Source organism: Paenibacillus sp. JT31N7 (assembly GCF_059692095.1).
In genome coordinates this window covers 215,652-232,671 of record NZ_JCAUAT010000007.1, presented here as the reverse complement: position 1 = coordinate 232,671, position 17,020 = coordinate 215,652, and the positions used below count along the sequence as shown (strand labels likewise).

The window sequence follows — 17,020 nt, the reverse complement described above, 5'->3', positions numbered from 1 at the left end:
TTAATAATAAAAAGACCAGATCAGGAGGAGGCCAAAACCATGAGAGAAACCGTCAAACAAGGAAACGGCTACGCGGTGATGGAAAACGGGGAAGCGGTCGCAGAAATTACGTATCAGCCCTTGGGCAGCGAGTCGCTGGTGATCGATCATACTTTCGTGTCCGAAGCTTTGCGGGGCCAGAAAGTGGGCGAAGAGCTGGTTCGGGCTGTCGTCGATCAGGCGAGGGAAGAGAACAAGACAGTCGTTCCGGCCTGTTCTTACGCGCATGCCCTTTTCAAGCGGCACAAGGAATATCACGATATTTGGCGGCGTGAAGAAGAATAGACCTTCCAATGGGACGGGATTTTCTGCGGAGTAGCGGACCCGGTATAAGGAACCAAGATTGCCGGCATGGACCGGCGCAAATTGGGAAAGCGTTCATTCCAGACGGAATGGCGCTTTTTTTTATGTGTCCTATTCTGTAATCTTCTCCCTATATTCAATAGATTTATCCCTACTTTTGGTTATCTGCCCGTGTTTAAATGGAAGTAAGGAAAGGGCTTACATTCCTTTCGCCAACCGTTTTTTATATCCACGAGGAGGTGGGAAGACGACGCTCCGCACTTCGGATGCAGCATGCATTCCATTCCGCGTTCCCCGGAACGCAGATCAACCAATTCAGGAGGGATCTCATTTATGAAAAAGATTTTAACCGGTTCAAAATCAGTTGTGAAGAAAACCGCCGGTTTTCTGCTGACCGCGACTTTGTTCGCCTCTTTAATTCCCGCGATGGCTTCGGCGGCCGATCGCGGAGCTTGGGCGTCATCGGTTTCTTACGCGGTTGGCGATACGGTATCATACAGCGGCAAAACTTATCAGGTCGTACAACCGCATACGTCATTAAACGGCTGGGAGCCGCCTAACGTTCCCGCCCTGTGGAAAGAAGTTCAAGGCGGAGGGACAGTCGACACCCAGGCTCCTACAGCGCCGACAGGCCTGAAGGTTTCCGGAACGACGACTTCCACCAGCATCACGCTGGCCTGGAATCCGTCCACCGATAATGTCGGTGTGGCGGGCTACGATGTATACAGAGGCGCTACACTTGTTGGAAGCGTTTCCGGCAGCACGCTGACTTATACGAACACGGGATTGACGCCGAATACGGCTTACTCGTACACAGTGAAAGCGAAAGACGCGGCAGGCAACGTGTCGGCGGCAAGCAGCGCGCTCAGCGTGACTACACTGCCTACAAGCGGAGGCTCCGATACGCAGGCGCCGACGGCACCGGGCAACCTGGCTGCGACCGGCTCGACCACGTCGAGCGTCTCCCTGTCCTGGAGCGCGGCGACGGATAACGTCGGCGTAACCCAATACGAAGTCTACAACAGCGGCTCCCTGGCGCAGACGGTAACGGGCTTGTCCGCAACAGTAACGGGCCTGGCGGCCGACACCTCCTACACCTTCACGGTGAAGGCGAAAGACGCGGCAGGCAACGTGTCTCCGGCCAGTGCGGCAGTTACGGCCAAAACCCAGCCGACCGGAGGCGGGGGCGGTCAGCTGCCGAAGCATATCGTGACCGGCTACTGGCAGAACTTCGTTAACGGAGCGAAGAACCTCAAGCTGAGCGAAGTGCCGGCCGAGTACGACATCATTGCCGTATCGTTCGCGGAGATGGACCGCACCAAGCCGGGCGGCGTCACTTTCGGCATCGATCCCGATCTGTCCAAAGCTCTCGGCGGTTATAGCAACGCGGATCTGATTAACGATATCAAAGCGAAAAAGGCGCAGGGCAAGAAAGTCATCCTGTCCATCGGGGGCGAGAAAGGCAACATCGACCTCAGCAGCGCTTCGCCGAACGTGGCGAACTTTGTCAGCACCATGTCCGGCCTTATTACGGAATACGGATTTGACGGCCTCGATGTGGATTTGGAACACGGCTTCAACGTGCCGAACCTGACCACGGCGGTCCGCCAGATTCAGGCGAAAGTCGGCTCCGGCTTCATCCTGACCATGGCTCCGCAAACGATCGACATGCAGAACAATCAAACAAGCTACATCCAGTTCTATAACAATGTGAAAGACATTACCACAGTCATCAACACCCAGTACTACAATTCCGGCTGTATGCTCGGCCGTGACGGCAAATGCTACTCGCAGGGAACCGTCGACTTCCTGACGGCTCTTACGGACCTTGCTATCCAGTGGGTACATCCTAGCCAGCTCGGTATCGGCGTTCCGGCAACTTCTTCGGCTGCGGGCGGCGGTTATGTATCGGCATCGGTCGTGAACAACGCGCTGAACTGCCTGGCAACCGGCAACAGCTGCGGAAGCTACAAGCCGGTAGCGAAATATCCGGACATCCGCGGTGCCATGACCTGGTCCATCAACTGGGACGGCATGAACAGCTACAACTTCGCGAAAACGGTTAAGCCTTTCCTCAACCAGCTGCCTTAATTTCCGCCTTAAGTAAGCGCGGATTTACCAAAAGACTTCCCGACGATCCATGGTCGGGAAGTCTTTATTTTTGTAAGAAAAGTTTAAGGAAAATTCAAACATTCTTTATAAAGAATTGATTACCTGCTAATGAGAACTTGATACAATGAGGGTGTATCCACCCTAAACTGCAAACACACAAGGGATTTATCGGGAGTGGGAGACATTTCACCACATGTAAGGGGGAGAGCCGTGCAGCAACCGGCAAGATTTTTCAAGTACCTGAAACCTTCCACAGGGAAAGAGCGCAAACAGTCGACACGTCGTTGGAACATTTTCTATGTGGGAGTTACGTTGGCACTGGTGGGCATGGCGGTTCCGTTTCGTGCGGGCATGCCGCAGGCTCATATGGCCGATGCAGGAAGTCAGGCGCTTGGAAGCGGCACGACGATTGCAGGCGGAACCCCGGATCACCCGAACATCCTTTTGGATAAAACGAAACAAACCGGAGCTGCAACAGCGGCAGCTTCCACCGGAAGGGGCGGGACGCCTCCACCCGTCGGGGCAGGCGCCGGAGCCGCTGCGCAGCCGGCGAAGCAGCCCCCGGTGGTCGGCGGGAAGCTCGTGCAGGTCACGGAGCCGGAGACGGGCATCGCCATCGCGCCGACAATCGTGACGGAGCTGCGCAGCAAGGAGCAGCTGGAGGGTCTCTCCGGTCCGGCAAAGCCCGCCACGGTCATCCTCCATGTGAACAGCGGGCTTCGCGTTACGGACCCTTCCGGCAAGACGGAGCTCGGTACGCTGGGTGCCGTTCTGGACGCGCTGGGCCGCCGGATGATCCCGGCTTTCTACGTCCGGGACAAAGAGACGGCCGACAGCGTCGCCGGCCTGCTTAAGAAGAGCGGCATCGAGGACGCTTTCGTCGTGTCCGACCAAGGCGAGCTCGTCAAGCGGGCGAGAACGCTGTACCCGGCCGTGCGCGGCATCGTGGATTTCAGCTCGGCCGGTAATTTGTCGGCGGACGATCTGCTGAATATCCGCCGCAAAACGACGGCCAGCCTGGCCAAGATCGCCATTCTGCCCGGGGCTTCGGCCTCTCGCTCCTCCGTCGCGTACCTTCAGCAAAGGCTGATCGTCGTCTGGACGAAGGAGGCGGGAACGAAGGCCAGCCCGGATCTGGGTCTGCACACGCTGATTACGGCGGGGGTCAACGGGATTGTGACCGATTCGCCCAAGGCGGCCTACAAAGCGCTGAAAGTGTATTCCCACGGGAATACGCTAATCCGCAAGCCCTACATCATCGGACACCGGGGAATGCCGTCGAAGGCTCCCGAGAACACGATCGTCTCCAACCGGCTCGGCCTTGAGGCGGGAGCGGATTTTATCGAGAACGATATGTACCTTACAAAAGACGGCCGGCTCGTGATCATTCACGACCCTTTGCTCGAAAGCACGACGAACGGCAAAGGCAAGGTCGAGGACTTTACGCTGGCCCAGCTGAAAAAGCTGAACGCCAACAAACCGCATCCGGCCGGATTCCCGTACGTCCAGATTCCGACGCTCGAAGAACAGATCGATCTCGCCCGGAGCCAGGGCAAGATGATTATGGCCGAGATGAAATCGAAGAACCCGGCGGCGATGGACGTTTTTGTTAAGGTGGTTAAAGATAAAGGCGCCGAAGATCTGATCAACATGATGTCTTTCAATCCGGACCAGTTGAAACGCCTCTCCGAGCTGATGCCTGAAATGCCGATGGGGCTGCTCACCGGAGAAACCGCCAACGAGGCGAATATCGACGGGTCTCTGACCAATACGCTGCGGTTGATGCAGATGAGAAATACTACGTTCAACACCACTTACAAAGGACTGGGTCCGAATTTTATGGAAGCCGCCAAGCACCGGGGAGTTCTGATCTCTCCTTGGACGTTTAACGATAAAAGCAATTTTGCGAAATTTTTCTGTTACGGCGCGTTCGGCATTACGACGGACTACGCGTTCTGGGCTTCCGATTGGGCGGCCTCCGTTAAACCGGTACAGGACCATATCGTCGTCGGCAACTACGAAAGCAAGGACTTGTCCGTCCTGATGGAGACGTTCAAAGGCGACCGGCTGGAGAAGGCGGCCGATGTCATCCTGCTCGACGGCGAAAGCAGCGTGGAAGCTTACGGAAGCCGGATCACGGCGAAAAGACCGGGTAAAGCTCACGCTCTGCTGAGATATACGGCGGTAATCGACGGCGGTAGCAAGTACGACTTGTATACGCAGCCCATCACGCTGGAAGTTCGGGAAGTTAAAGACCGGAGCTGACAGAAGCCTATTCTTTCGAACCGCGCGTTGGAAGCCTATGCTAGGGGAAAGGCGCACGATCCTTCGGGATCTGTGCGCTTTTTTTTACGGCAAAAGGCGGATGCGCAAAAAAAGCCCCGGTTTCCTCGTAGGAAACTCGGGGCTCGCGTCGTTTAGCTTTTACTTGTTTTTAACGAGATCGTTGGAGCTAACGCCCAAAAAGTCGAAAGCTTCTTTAAGCATAGCCTGATCTTCTTTATTCCAGAAGCTTTTTTGAATATCGGAAATGTTGGAGTTTCTGGAGATGCGGTCCATCTGCATCTTCATGATCGAACCGCTGCAAAGCACGGCAATGTGGGAAACATGAGGGAATACCGTTCTTTGCGCTTCTTCCCAAATGCTGTTGACTTCCGGCGTGAACACGATCGGACGTCCGTCGCGCTCCATAAAACGGTTGTCGACGAGCAGCTTTACTTTGCCTGCTTTGGCGCTGTTTTCCACAGTTTCGGTAATAATGCGAGCCGCTTCCCGGGCTTCCTCGACCGTCAGGTTATCGACAACCTGCCAGGCGAAAACAAGGTTGGCCTTATCCATGCTGGAGCTGAATTTATCTTTCAGTTGAACGCTCATTTACATACCCCTTCGCGAATTATTTAAACCAAGAACCAAGCATGACGTCCAAAGTGTTGCAGGTATACTTCACGAGGTGTTCGGCTTCCTGCAGCTGTTTTTCGGTCATATTCTGGATGAGATGATACACTTGGCTGTGTTCCTCGTCCGCCTCGCAGTGAATCGCCCAGTATTCGAGATCCGTGAAGCCGGTTTCCTGCAAGATTTTGTAGGCGTGAAGGTAGACGGCGTGAGCGAAGCCTTCGCTCGTGCTGTTGATGATCAGCAGCGACATATTTTCATCCATGGCCGCAACGGCGCGGTATTGGAGAGAGATGAAGTGTTCCGTCTCGTAATTGGCCGTATGATTTTCGGGATCGTCCAAACCGATGCCGATCATCCATTTGCGGAGCATTTCGGCATGATCTTTCTCTTCGTCGTAATGAGTGGAGAAAACATCGTGGTCCACATCCGGGAACCGTTCCCATCTAAGCTTCAGCAGCTCGCCGAAATGTTTGGACAAATGGTAGAGGTTGTTGCACCAGACAAAATATTGCGGATCTCTTTCCGCCGGGAAATTCAAAAAGAACGGATTTTGTGTTTTAACACGCTCAAGCTCAGATGAAATGATCCCGCTGATTCTTTCGACAACTTCTTCTTTGGTGGTTGTTACGTTTGTCATTCAGGAATTCTCCCCTTTCTACATGTATATCGGTAAAATAATGTAAATTTTTAAGACAAATAACGACAAATTTCTATTAAAATATGTTCACTTGAAAATTTAAATGAAGTTTGGGAAGATATGACTGAAATTGTGGACCGGAAAAACAGGATATGCACGATAAATTAGGAGGTGCGGCACTCATTGTGGATAAGGCTGCCGTGTACAAAAGCGTTCTCCGGTAAAGCCGGAGGAAGCATCCAAGCTTAGGAGGTGAACCGCGTCATGCGTGAATTTACTCTTGATTTTTCGGCCAGCCGGAAGCCGATTTTTCATCAGCTGTATACCTATTTCAAAAACGGGATTAGAGAAGGGAAGCTTCGGAAGGGAGATTACCTTCCCTCCATCCGCAGCTGCGCCCAATCCTTCGGCATCAGTAAAAATACCGTAGAAAGCGCCTATCAGCTTCTGGTTTCGGAAGGGTATCTCCGGAATATCGCCAAAAAAGGCTTTTGCGTGACGTATGAGCCGGAGGCGTTTGCACGCGAGGATACGGCAGCGGAGGCTGCGGGTGCTCTTGGATTCCCGGTTACGGCGGATTTCCGCTACGGCAATATTGAACTCGGGACGTTTCCCTTCCGGCATTGGAACAAAGTACGGAACCTTATGATCGCGCAGTATCAGAGCCGCTATGCCGTCGAAGGAACGAATCAGGGAGAATATCCGCTTCGCAAGGAGCTTTCCAGGCTCTTATATGAATCGAGAGGCGTTATATCTACCCCGGACCAGATCATCGTGGGGGCGGCCCCCCAGCAGCTCGTGATGCTGTTAAGCCAGCTTCTCGACGTGAGGAAGCACAGGATCGGCGTCGAAAATCCCGGGTACGACGGAGCCCGGAATACGTTCCTGAATCTTGGGTTTGGGGTGCACCCGATTTCGTTGACCGGCAGCGGCGTCTCGCTCGGTGAGCTGACGGAGAGCGGCGCGAACGTGATGTACGTAAGCCCCTCCCAGCAGTTCAGGAACCGAATCACGATGCCTGCCGATAAAAGAGCGGAGCTGGCGGATTGGGCCCGCTCCCGCGAATATCTCATCGAGGACGATTACGAATGGGAGTTCAAATACGAGGAAGGGATTCTCCCGGCGATTCAGAGCATGGTCCCGGAGAAATCGGTTTACATCGGCCGGATATCCAAAGCGCTGCTTCCGGTGTTCAACCTCAGCTATATGGTGCTGCCTTCCGGGCTTCTTTCCGAGTTTCATTCGAAGGTTCCGGAGTACGACCAGCCGGTTTCCAGACTGGACCAGCTCACCTTCGCCCGGTACTTGTCCGACGGATACTGGTACAAGCATCTGCAGCAGATGCGGCGGCTTTACGAGGAGAAGCAGCGGTATTTCTCGGAGGCCCTTGAACGGTATATGCCGGGAAAAGCGCGGGCCGAGGGAAAAGACACGGGGCTTCACGCTTTCCTGACCGTACGGACGGACCGTTCGGAGGACGAGCTGATTGAAGCGGCCCTGGAGAAGGGCGTGCGGGTGTACGGCACCGCCCGGTACTGGCTGCGGCCCGGAGACGAGTATCCGACAGTGCTGCTCGGATACGGGGCGCTGGGCCGTGAGGAAATTGCCGCCGGCGTGAAGGCGCTGGCGGCAGCGTGGTTCTGAGCCGCCGGATTGTGGCGGAGGCGGGCCGCTTGTTCCCGCTGCGCAGGCTCTGAGCGGGAAGGCGGGGCTGTGCCCTGTACGCCCGGCCTCGCACCGCATTGCCGGAAAGTGCGGCTGTGCCGTACCGCCCGAGCCAGTAACGCCCCTTACGGCTCACAGGCCTGAACGGTCATTACATGGCAGGCGGAACCTGCCGCAAGTTTGTCGCACGCCTGCCGGGTGTCCTGCTCACTTTGCGCGTTCTGTCCCTTTAACGGCCGGACCGTACCCGTTACGATTAGGTACATCAACCGAGTAAGGTGGGCGTGAACATGAACTTTATTTTCGATCTGGATGGAACGATTTGCTTCAAAGGACAGCCGATTTCGAAGCGCATTCTGGATGTTTTGCTGGAGCTGGAGGATGGCGGGCACTTTGTGGGCTTCGCATCGGCGCGGCCCTGCCGGGATATGCTTCCCGTCCTGGACGAAAGATTCGGCGGACATCTGCTGATCGGGGCCAACGGCGCTATGACGTTTTACCGCGAGCAGCCGCTGGCGTACCAGCCGATTCCCGGGCCGTTAGCCGGGCAAATCGTTAACCTGCTGAATGATTATGAGGCCGAATATCTTATCGACGATACATGGAACTATGCTTACCGTCTGAGTCCGGAGCATCCATTCCTGGCTAATGTGGACCCCCATGGGCTGGCGAGACGCGTGGAGCCGGACGACATTCAATCGTTTGTCAAAATCGTCGTGCTCTCCTGCAGCCGGTTTGAGGAGCTGTCCGCGAAGCTGAGAGCCTTGGACGTTACGATCCATCATCACTCCTCGGAGGGTATTCTGGATGTAACCCGCCAAGGCGTCAACAAGATGGCGGCCTTGAGCGGCTGCGGGCTCCGGTTGGATGAGTTCATTTGTTTCGGCAACGACAATAACGATCTGCCGCTTTTCCGGAAAGCGAAGCATTCGGTGTTGATCGGGGACCATGACGCGCTGGCTGAACTGGCCAAAGAAAAAATCGCCGTCGACGACCGGACAGAGGAAAACATCCTGCAAAAATTAAAGGAGCTCGGCACGGTACTCGTTTGAGTGCCGTGCAGGCTCCTTTTTGTTAAGGGATGATTAGTCCACGGTCAGCAGCTGCTCGAAAAATCCGCCGATCTCGCGCTCGCGGTCCACAAAATGGATCTCTAGGATCCAGTCGCGGGGCAGGCCGTTTTTATCGTTATCCCGCATCTTGATGTGATTGTCGGGATGGATATAATTCTCGACCTCTTCGCCCTGTACGATCTCGTGAGGAAATTCCCCGATAAGATGACCGGCGTGAGGGCCGCCATACTCCCAGCCGTAATCGCGGGCCAATGCGGTCATAAAATCGTAAAGCTCGCTGCCCGTTATGTCCGGACGAGATTCGAAGAAGGCTTTGCCGTCATGCCAGGCGAGCTCGACGTCCCGCCGCAGTTTATTTTTAAGAGGATCGTCTCCAAACACGTACGTGCGTCCGAAATCGGCTTCCCAATCTTCGAAGATCGGGCCGAAGTCGATAAAGAGAATGTCTCCCGGCTCCACCAGCCTGTCCGGCGGATTTTCCCGGTACGGATGAAGCGTATTGCTTCCCGCACGCACGATCCGCTTGTGCCAGTACTTTTTGATCCCGTAAAGCTCGAAGGCGAACTGATAAATTTCACGGTTCAATTCTTTTTCCGTAACGCCGCTGCGCAGAATTCCTTTCGCTTCGGCCATTTCAAAAAGCGCAAGTGCTTTCTTTTCCGCCTCGCGTAAATTTGTACGACGCTCATGTTCTGTTGCTGCCATTGTGGTCTGCTCCTCTCTCTCTCTAAGGGGTATCCAATTATCCCCTTCTCTATAGTACGGGCTGAGGGACGAGTTGGGAAGTTACAGACGCGGCAGGGACATAAGGACAGGGTGCCGGAAATTTTGCATAATCAAACAAAAAAATGCATAAAATAAGTGCCGGACTGTTTCGAAAATGCACGAAATGTGTTATCATAGTTGTAACAGATAACAAAGGGGGTAGACGATGAAGCAACGGAACGCGATCATTCGCTTGTGTCTATTTTTTGCTCTTTCGCTGCTGCTGGGCTTCTCCGCGCCCGTGCCGCTCACTCAGGAAGCCGCGGCCGGCCAGTCATCCTCTACGTATGAGTCTATCCCTCCGCTTAGCGAACACAAATCCAAGTATGTCATCCGCAAAGCCGTTACCCATCATTTTGCCAAAATGGTGAAGGCGGCCAACACCCTCGTGGTTTTATTCGTACTGTGCCTGTTTACCCTCTTTAAAGCCCCCCTTCCCGGGAACCGGTACAAACCCTTCGTCTGCCTGTTAAGGCGCAAAAAGCTCCTTCTTCCCATCAAGTTCACGTCGAATTACGTGGTTTAATTTCTCTGCCGTTATCCGGCAAATCGTATAGTCCCGTCCATTCCGAATTTTGAACGAAGTTACCTGCTGTAAAATTTTTTCGGCCGCTTAGAGAGGGTTTCTTTGAGTCTGTCCGACAGTCGCTTAAATGCATAAATATTGTATAAGGATGTATAAAAAATAACATGAATTGATGCAAAGAACGATGGAGAGCCACGGCGAAAAAATGAGCCTGGCGGTAAGGCCCCCGTCTGTCCGAATTCCTGGACTCCTTACGGCGGGAAGGGCGCGGGCGGTTCCAAGAACTCGAACCGGTGAAATGCACCGGTCGAATAAAGACTGAAATAGGACCGGACGGTCCGAACTTACACTCAATTATAGGAGGCTGTTCCGCTATGTACGTAAGAGAATCCGATTTGCCGGGGATAGGAAAGAAGTTCCTGATGAATACCCGCGGCGGAGATAAGATCGTCGTTGTCCTTCATGACGACGGCAGACGTGAAATGTACCATTTTCACTACGACGATCCCGACGAGAGCTTGTCCATGGTTACCCTTGACGACGATGAAGCCCGGCAGCTTGCCGCAATCGTAGGCGGATTGACGTATAAACCGAAGGCGCTGGAGTCGATCGAAGTGGCTCTGGACGATTTGATCATCGAGTGGTACAAGATGGACCCGGAGTATGCCTGCATCGGCAAGTCGATCGGAGAGCTGGACGTCCGGCAAAATTCGGGAGCGACCATCATCGCGGTTGTCGAAAAAAATCAAGGCAAACAGATTAATCCGGGACCGGATTATGTCTTGTCCGCCGGCTCGACTCTGATCGTGGTCGGGGAAAGACAGCAGCAAAAATTGTTCCGGCACATTTTAAAGAATGGAAGTGGTTAAATAGATGAATCATCTGGTATTCGAGGTGGGTCTGGCTATCGCGCTTATTGCGGCGGCCGGGTTGTTGTCGGCCAAACTCCGCTTTTCGGTCATTCCTTTCTACATTCTGATCGGGATGGCCGTAGGTCCGCACGCGCTGGAGATTTGGCATTTTGACTTCAGGTTCATTGAAAGCGCGCCGCTGATCGAGTTTATGGGCCGGATCGGGGTCCTGTTCCTTCTGTTCTATCTGGGACTGGAGTTCTCGGTAGGCCGGCTTATCAAGTCGGGGCGTTCCATCGCCGTGGGCGGTACGATTTATATCCTCATTAATTTTACGCTGGGCGTCTTATTCGCTTGGGCGCTCGGTTTTCCTCTAGCCGAAATTCTGGTGATTGCCGGAATTACGACGATTTCCTCCAGTGCCATCGTGGCCAAAGTTCTGGTCGATCTGAAAAGAACGGCCAATCCCGAAACCGAAATGATCCTCGGCATTATCATGTTTGAAGACGTTTTCCTCGCCGTCTATATCTCTATCCTGTCAGGACTCGTCCTGAGCGGTTCCACAACGGTGGGAGGCGTGCTGCTCTCCGCGCTCATCGCGCTCGGATTTATGCTGGTGCTGCTCGTAGCGGGCAGAAAAGCCGTTCCGCTCCTGAACCGGCTGCTGAACATCCGCTCCAACGAGCTGTTTGCGCTCGTCGTTTTCGCGGCGTTGTTCCTTGTAGCGGGCTTCTCCGAAACGATTCATGTCGCGGAAGCGATCGGGGCTCTGCTCGTCGGGCTTGTCTTGGCGGAGACGGAGCACGCCAAACGGATTGAGCATCTGATCATGCCGTTCCGGGATTTCTTCGGCGCCATCTTCTTCTTCAGCTTCGGGCTGACCATCGATCCCCTGGCACTCGGCGGGGCTGTCTGGATGTCGCTGGGGGCCGTCGCGATCACCCTGATCGGCAACTTGACCGCCGGATTTCTGGCGGGGCGGAGCGCCGGTCTCCCTTCGAAGGCTTCGTCCAACATCGGCCTGACCATTGTGTCGCGCGGCGAATTTTCCATCATTATGGCCAATCTCGGCAAAGCGGGCGGACTGCTTGCGGTTTTACAGCCGTTCGCGGCTCTGTACGTGCTCATCATGGCGATTCTCGGGCCGCTGCTTACCAAGGAAAGCAAAACCATCTACAAGTGGTTGAATAAAATAATTCCCTTCAAAGACGCGCCCGGCAAAAAAGAAGGCAAAACCGTCCTGCGAAAAGAAGGAAGCGGGTAATGCCGAAGGAGATCCGCACTCGGACGCTGGCTGATTGTACAGTCCTGTAAGGACGAAATCTAAGCGATGAGGAGGAATTCCGATGAAACTTTTGCAAAATGTCCGGATCGGTCCGGCCGGAGAAACAATGGGCGGCTGGTCCTTGGCGCAGTGGTGTTTCAAGCTCTTGATGGTGATTTTGGGGAGCGTGTTGGCCGCAGTCGGGCTGGAGCTGTTTCTGATCCCGAACCGCATGCTGGTCGGGGGGATGACGGGACTGTCCGCTTTGGCGGCCCATTTTACGGAGATGAGGCTCGGTCTGTTTCTGTTCGTTTTGAACCTGCCTCTTATTCTGCTCTCGTACCGGCAGGTCCGGCGGAACTTCGCAGTGCTTACGATTCTCGGCCTGCTCGTATTTTCGCTCAGTGCCCTTATTCTGCACCCGGTACCGGCCCTGATCGAAAATCCGATGTCGGCCGCCTTCTGCGGAGGAGTCGCTCTGGGATTGGGGATCGGTCTGGTCATCCGCTACGGGGGTACGCTGGATACGCTGGAAACGCGGGATCACACCGAGAAACTGGTGAAATTCGGCTTTAAAGATCAGGATTTCATGCTGCTGAACTGCTTTATTTTGGCGGGAGCGGGCTTTATTTACGGCTGGGAGCAGGCGATGTACTCCATTCTCGCTTATCTGCTCGCGTATGAAACGGTCCATTTCAGCCTGAGAGGGTTTTCCGTGCACCGCCGGATTACGATTGTAAGCGGGCACTGCGCCGAAATCGAGAAGGAGATGGAGGCCAGGCTGGGACGGAAGGCATTTGACTGTGAAGCTGAAAAGGCGGGAGAGCGTGAGGCGGCTGCAAAAAGAGCGATAACGGGAGAACCTCGCGCTTATGGGCTGGAGCGGGCTGCCGAGCGTTTTTTCAGCCGGCGTTCCCGGCGGGTCATGGCGAACTTCCGGCCTATCGAGCCGAGCCAGTTTGCGGGGGGAGGGGCGAACGGGAGCGTCCGGGAGCCGGACGAAAGAGCGCCGAATGAAGCGATGAGTGAAGGCTTCAGCCGCAGCAGGGGCCAAAGCCTTTCTTACACCGTTCATTTTATGGAGGAAGCCCGCTTGAAGGCCATTGTGAAAGCTATCGACCCGGCTGCCGGTATCGTGACGGATTCGCGGGGGCGAAGAAGGGACGGAAGCCTGGCGGAATAACGGGCGGCCCGTACCGGGGAGATTTTGCAAGAGCAAGAGCAAGAGCAAGAGCAAGAGCAAGAGCAAGAGCAAGAGCAAGAGCAAGAGCAAGAGCAAGAGCAAGAGCAAACATTGCGGGGAGGTTTACCCGACGGAACAAAAAGGCGCCGCAGCAATAGACTGCGGTGCCTTTTTATGTTTTAACGCGAAGCAGACTCCAAACAGCACCTCACTCTTTCGGATAGATGTTCAGCACCTGCTTGCGGAACTCGTCCGCCGTTAGGCCGGTGAACTTTTTAAACGTCTGACTGAAGTGCGATAAATGCTTGAAGCCGACCTCATAGGCGGTCTCGGTGATGCTTTTTTCAGGCTCCAGGGTGAAAAGAACTTTCGCCTGGTTAATGCGGCGCCGGTACAAGTAATGAAACAAGGTAATACCGGTCGTTTCTTTGAACATTTTGACGAGATAGTGCTTGTTCAAGTGGACGGCTGCGGCGATGTCATCCAGGCACAAGTCGTCGGCGTAATGCGCCTCCACATAAGAAATGAGCTGCTGCACATGCTGCTGTCTGGGTCCGGCGGGCTCGTGGCTCCGGTTACGGGGTTTGTCGGCGATTTCATACACTTGAAGCAGCACCCGCATAAAGGAAGTGAGGAACCGGTCGCGGCATAAAGAATCGCTTTCCCCGGACAGGGAGCACAATTCTTCCAGCATCGGCTCCAAAATCTCCCGTTCCCGTGGCTCCAGGGAAATCAGCCGGTTATCCGCCTTTTTAAAGGGGTTCAGCACCGGAGTGAGCAGAGGGGCGCGGAAAAGCCCTTCGGCAAAGGCCGGGTCGAAATGCACAATGGTGCGGCAGTACTCGAATGCCGGATTGATTTTGGGATAATGCAAAGTCATGCCGTTCATCAGAAGGAGATCGCCCGGAGAAAGATTGTAAATCCGGTCCCCGACCAGATAGCTGCATTGTCCGCTGTGAAAATAATAAATTTCATAATAAAGATGGGAATGAAAACCGGCGGGAATGCGGGATGTATTGTACAGGGCTTCTATCGGCTTCGTAAAAGATTCCATCAGGCTCATTCGGCTATCCTCCGGATTTTCGGGAATCTGATCAGTTAATAAACCAAGTTAATCTTACACACAGTTTAGCATGGCCTCTCCGAAAATCACACCAACCAGATATAAATAAATAAAGGCAGGTGCATAACGAGAAGAAAGCGTTTTACAGCATCTCATGGTACGGTAGAAGCAGATTAATAAAGCGAATCCGTTTATTTTACAAAAAGGCCCGGCTTATGTGTGGGAGAGGATAGTTAGTGTCCTTATTATATATAATCGGACAGTCCGTCACAGCCGGAGCACCCCAAAGGAGTCACACTCATATGAACTTATTCGATTTAACGGGCAAAACGGCTGTCGTCATCGGCGGCAACAGCACGCTGGGCGGGGAGATGGCGGCCGGACTGGCGGGACACGGAGCACAGGTGGCCGTTGTGGGCCGCAACCCGGATACCTCCGCCGCAGTCCGGGACCGTATAGAGCAAGGGGGCGGTAAGGCCCGCTGCCTCCAGGCGGACGCGACGTCCTCGGGAGATTTGCGGCGTGTTCTGGACGAAGTGCTGGACTGGACGGGCAGAGCGGATATCCTGCTCAACTGTCCGGGCAAAAACAGCGCGACTCCTTTTTTCCAGATCACGGAGGAGGAGTGGGACAGCATCATGAGCGTCAATCTGAAAAGCGTCATGCTGGCCTGCCAGGTCTTCGGCAAATATATGGTGGAAAGCGGCCACGGCGGCAGCATTATCAACATTTCAAGCGTATCGGCCGATCCGCCGTTGTCGAAGGTGTTCACTTATTCCGCGTCGAAGGCCGGTGTGAACAGCGTGACCAAATATTTGGCAAGGGAGTTCGCTCCGGCAGGGGTGCGCGTGAATGCGATCGTACCGGGTTTTTTTCCGGCGGAACAGAACCGCAAAATTCTTTCGGAGGAACGGATTTCCTCCATTATGAGCCATACGCCGATGAACCGGTTCGGTGAAGCGCGCGAGCTTCAAGGTGCCGCCGTGTACTTGGCCTCATCCGCGGCCTCGGGGTTCGTAACCGGTTCTATCCTGCGGGTCGACGGGGGATTCGGAGCTATGACGATTTAGAGCCGGGCGCTTTTTGGCGGGGCTTTAATGCGTAATCTAATCTATGAAAAAGGATGTGGAACCATGAAGGCACAAACGATTCAAAACGCGGCAGAGCTTAGAAAAATCGTCGGGCGGCTGGCCGCTTCCACCCCGGTCACCGATATGCATACCCATCTATATTCAGCGGATTTTGAAGACTCTCTGCTCTGGGGAATCGATGAATTGCTGACTTATCATTATCTGATCTCGGAATCTTTCCGCTGGTCGGAAGATTCATACGATGCTTTCTGGGCGATGCCGAAAAGGGAGCAGGCGGATCTCATCTGGAAAAAGCTGTTCACGGATCATTCTCCGGTGAGTGAGGCAGCAAGCGGATTGATCACGATTTTGAATCGTCTCGGATTGGATGTTTCCAGCCGCAACCTGGAAGAATACCGCCGCATACTGGCAGGTCGGGATTTGCGCGGACAGCTCGACACGGTCATGAAGCTCGCTAAGGTGGAGCACATCGTCATGACGAACGACCCGTTCGATGCGGCCGAGCGGACGGTGTGGCTGGACCGCGGAGGTAATACCGATCCGCGTTTCTCCGCGGCCCTGCGTGTTGATGCGCTTCTGAATAACTGGCCGCAGGCGGTCCGGGAACTGAAGCAGCTCGGATACCGCGTAGAGGAGGCATGGACGGAGGAGACGCGCGAGGAAGTCCGCCGCTTCCTGTCGGAATGGGTCCGGCGAATGGACGCTCTCTACCTGGCGGTTTCCATGCCGGGGGATTTTGTGTATCCGTCGGAGGATCACCGCAGCCGGATGATCGACGAAGCGATGATTCCGGTGTGCCGGGAGCACGGCATTCCTTTTGCGCTCATGATCGGGGTGCGGCGTTCGGTCAATCCGGGCCTCCGTCTGGCGGGCGACATGAGCATGCACTCGGACGTGACCGCGGTGGAAGCCCTCTGCCGGCGCTATCCGGACCAGAAATTTCTGGTCACGATGCTGGCCCGCGAAAATCAGCATGAGCTTGCGGTGCTTGCGCGCAAATTCCGCAACCTGATGATTTTCGGCTGCTGGTGGTTCCTGCACGTGGAATCGATCGTGGAGGAGATGACCCGCTTCCGGGTGGAGCTTCTCGGAACCTCCGTCATTCCGCAGCACTCGGACTGCCGCGTTCTTGAGCAGCTTATTTACAAGTGGGAGCATTCCCGTTCCATCATCGGCCGGGTGCTTGCGGACAAGTACGAAAAACTGTACGACAGCGGCTGGTACGTGACGGAGGAAGAGATACAGCGCGACTTCGATGACCTGTATCATCGCAATTTCTGGCGGTTTTTGGGCAGAGAGGCGAGATAGGGGCATATTAGAGAGCCCGTTCATTAAAAACTAAATATCAGATATAAATAAAGTCAATTGAAATAATTACAATCGTAGAGCCGAAAATATATCTTTGATGTTAAGCAACTCCGAAGTCTTCGGAGTTGCTTTTTTACGACTATATAAAAATGGTTGTGACCTTCCAGAAAAGTTTAGACCACGGAAATTTTTTAGCACTTGTAAGTACTTTGGTTGTTACATCATTAATTCCCTCTTTTGCG

General features: G+C 54.3%; 15 protein-coding genes. 11 read left to right on the top strand and 4 right to left on the bottom strand.

Annotated features, from left to right (window positions below; all coding sequences use genetic code 11):
- Positions 1-39 precede the first annotated feature (39 nt).
- From AC58P5_RS24440 to AC58P5_RS24430, 3 genes are all read left to right on the top strand, one after another.
- Positions 40-324, top strand: coding sequence for a GNAT family N-acetyltransferase (locus AC58P5_RS24440; RefSeq protein WP_497391266.1), 285 nt, complete (start codon positions 40-42; stop codon positions 322-324).
- 351 nt (positions 325-675) lie between these two features.
- A complete protein-coding gene (locus tag AC58P5_RS24435) occupies positions 676-2,433 on the top strand; it encodes a fibronectin type III domain-containing protein (protein WP_497391264.1) in 1,758 nt (585 codons plus the stop codon).
- Positions 2,434-2,664: 231 nt separating this feature from the next.
- Complete coding sequence (locus AC58P5_RS24430; RefSeq protein ID WP_497391262.1) at positions 2,665-4,719, top strand: glycerophosphodiester phosphodiesterase family protein; 2,055 nt, start codon at positions 2,665-2,667, stop codon at positions 4,717-4,719.
- A gap of 159 nt (positions 4,720-4,878) precedes the next feature.
- On the opposite strand, the gene AC58P5_RS24425 is transcribed toward AC58P5_RS24430, so the two are convergent.
- Together AC58P5_RS24425 and AC58P5_RS24420 are read right to left on the bottom strand one after the other, a co-directional pair.
- On the bottom strand, positions 4,879-5,328 hold the full coding sequence (locus tag AC58P5_RS24425) for a hypothetical protein (RefSeq protein WP_497391260.1): 450 nt from the start codon (positions 5,326-5,328) through the stop codon (positions 4,879-4,881).
- 19 nt (positions 5,329-5,347) lie between these two features.
- Positions 5,348-5,989, bottom strand: coding sequence for an iron-containing redox enzyme family protein (locus AC58P5_RS24420; protein WP_497391258.1), 642 nt, complete (start codon positions 5,987-5,989; stop codon positions 5,348-5,350).
- A 264-nt stretch (positions 5,990-6,253) separates the two neighbouring features.
- Here AC58P5_RS24420 and pdxR point away from each other — a divergent pair, with 264 nt between their 5' ends.
- Both pdxR and AC58P5_RS24410 read left to right on the top strand, forming a co-directional pair.
- Positions 6,254-7,633: a MocR-like pyridoxine biosynthesis transcription factor PdxR gene (gene pdxR / locus AC58P5_RS24415; protein WP_497391256.1), complete on the top strand. Its 1,380-nt coding sequence runs from the start codon at positions 6,254-6,256 to the stop codon at positions 7,631-7,633.
- A 311-nt stretch (positions 7,634-7,944) separates the two neighbouring features.
- Entirely contained in the window at positions 7,945-8,706 is a 762-nt protein-coding gene (locus AC58P5_RS24410; RefSeq protein WP_497391254.1) for an HAD-IIB family hydrolase, read from the top strand.
- A gap of 33 nt (positions 8,707-8,739) precedes the next feature.
- On the opposite strand, the gene AC58P5_RS24405 is transcribed toward AC58P5_RS24410, so the two are convergent.
- A complete protein-coding gene (locus tag AC58P5_RS24405) occupies positions 8,740-9,432 on the bottom strand; it encodes a M24 family metallopeptidase (protein WP_497391252.1) in 693 nt (230 codons plus the stop codon).
- 226 nt (positions 9,433-9,658) lie between these two features.
- Between AC58P5_RS24405 and AC58P5_RS24400 the strand changes: the two genes are divergently transcribed.
- From AC58P5_RS24400 to AC58P5_RS24385, 4 genes are all read left to right on the top strand, one after another.
- Positions 9,659-10,018 (top strand): hypothetical protein, encoded by a 360-nt coding sequence (locus AC58P5_RS24400; RefSeq protein WP_497391250.1) that lies wholly within the window; start codon positions 9,659-9,661, stop codon positions 10,016-10,018.
- 374 nt (positions 10,019-10,392) lie between these two features.
- Positions 10,393-10,887, top strand: a complete 495-nt coding sequence (locus AC58P5_RS24395; RefSeq protein ID WP_497391248.1) for a cation:proton antiporter regulatory subunit — start codon at positions 10,393-10,395, stop codon at positions 10,885-10,887.
- Positions 10,888-10,891: 4 nt separating this feature from the next.
- Positions 10,892-12,133, top strand: a complete 1,242-nt coding sequence (locus tag AC58P5_RS24390) for a cation:proton antiporter (RefSeq protein ID WP_497391246.1) — start codon at positions 10,892-10,894, stop codon at positions 12,131-12,133.
- A gap of 82 nt (positions 12,134-12,215) precedes the next feature.
- Positions 12,216-13,316 carry a YitT family protein gene (locus AC58P5_RS24385; RefSeq protein WP_497391244.1) on the top strand — a complete coding sequence of 367 codons (1,101 nt, stop codon included), beginning with the start codon at positions 12,216-12,218 and terminating at the stop codon, positions 13,314-13,316.
- Positions 13,317-13,524: 208 nt separating this feature from the next.
- Here the strand turns inward: AC58P5_RS24385 and AC58P5_RS24380 are convergent, their stop codons facing one another.
- Complete coding sequence (locus tag AC58P5_RS24380) at positions 13,525-14,379, bottom strand: AraC family transcriptional regulator (protein ID WP_497391242.1); 855 nt, start codon at positions 14,377-14,379, stop codon at positions 13,525-13,527.
- Positions 14,380-14,681: 302 nt separating this feature from the next.
- On the opposite strand from AC58P5_RS24380, the gene AC58P5_RS24375 reads away from it, so the two are divergent.
- Positions 14,682-15,449, top strand: coding sequence for an SDR family oxidoreductase (locus tag AC58P5_RS24375; protein WP_497391240.1), 768 nt, complete (start codon positions 14,682-14,684; stop codon positions 15,447-15,449).
- Positions 15,450-15,512: 63 nt separating this feature from the next.
- The gene (locus AC58P5_RS24370) at positions 15,513-16,778 is read left to right on the top strand and encodes a glucuronate isomerase (RefSeq protein WP_497391238.1); all 1,266 of its coding nucleotides are present in this window, start codon (positions 15,513-15,515) and stop codon (positions 16,776-16,778) included.
- The last annotated feature ends 242 nt before the right edge of the window (positions 16,779-17,020 follow it).

Excerpts from the sequence above, each read along its gene's own strand:
- AC58P5_RS24440 (WP_497391266.1), top strand. The coding sequence starts at position 40 with ATGAGAGAAACCGTCAAACAAGGAAACGGCTACGCGGTGATGGAAAAC.
- AC58P5_RS24435 (WP_497391264.1), top strand. The coding sequence starts at position 676 with ATGAAAAAGATTTTAACCGGTTCAAAATCAGTTGTGAAGAAAACCGCC.
- AC58P5_RS24425 (WP_497391260.1), bottom strand. The coding sequence starts at position 5,328 with ATGAGCGTTCAACTGAAAGATAAATTCAGCTCCAGCATGGATAAGGCC.
- AC58P5_RS24420 (WP_497391258.1), bottom strand. The coding sequence starts at position 5,989 with ATGACAAACGTAACAACCACCAAAGAAGAAGTTGTCGAAAGAATCAGC.
- pdxR (WP_497391256.1), top strand. The coding sequence starts at position 6,254 with ATGCGTGAATTTACTCTTGATTTTTCGGCCAGCCGGAAGCCGATTTTT.
- AC58P5_RS24410 (WP_497391254.1), top strand. The coding sequence starts at position 7,945 with ATGAACTTTATTTTCGATCTGGATGGAACGATTTGCTTCAAAGGACAG.
- AC58P5_RS24405 (WP_497391252.1), bottom strand. The coding sequence starts at position 9,432 with ATGGCAGCAACAGAACATGAGCGTCGTACAAATTTACGCGAGGCGGAA.
- AC58P5_RS24400 (WP_497391250.1), top strand. The coding sequence starts at position 9,659 with ATGAAGCAACGGAACGCGATCATTCGCTTGTGTCTATTTTTTGCTCTT.
- AC58P5_RS24395 (WP_497391248.1), top strand. The coding sequence starts at position 10,393 with ATGTACGTAAGAGAATCCGATTTGCCGGGGATAGGAAAGAAGTTCCTG.
- AC58P5_RS24390 (WP_497391246.1), top strand. The coding sequence starts at position 10,892 with ATGAATCATCTGGTATTCGAGGTGGGTCTGGCTATCGCGCTTATTGCG.
- AC58P5_RS24385 (WP_497391244.1), top strand. The coding sequence starts at position 12,216 with ATGAAACTTTTGCAAAATGTCCGGATCGGTCCGGCCGGAGAAACAATG.
- AC58P5_RS24380 (WP_497391242.1), bottom strand. The coding sequence starts at position 14,379 with ATGAGCCTGATGGAATCTTTTACGAAGCCGATAGAAGCCCTGTACAAT.
- AC58P5_RS24375 (WP_497391240.1), top strand. The coding sequence starts at position 14,682 with ATGAACTTATTCGATTTAACGGGCAAAACGGCTGTCGTCATCGGCGGC.
- AC58P5_RS24370 (WP_497391238.1), top strand. The coding sequence starts at position 15,513 with ATGAAGGCACAAACGATTCAAAACGCGGCAGAGCTTAGAAAAATCGTC.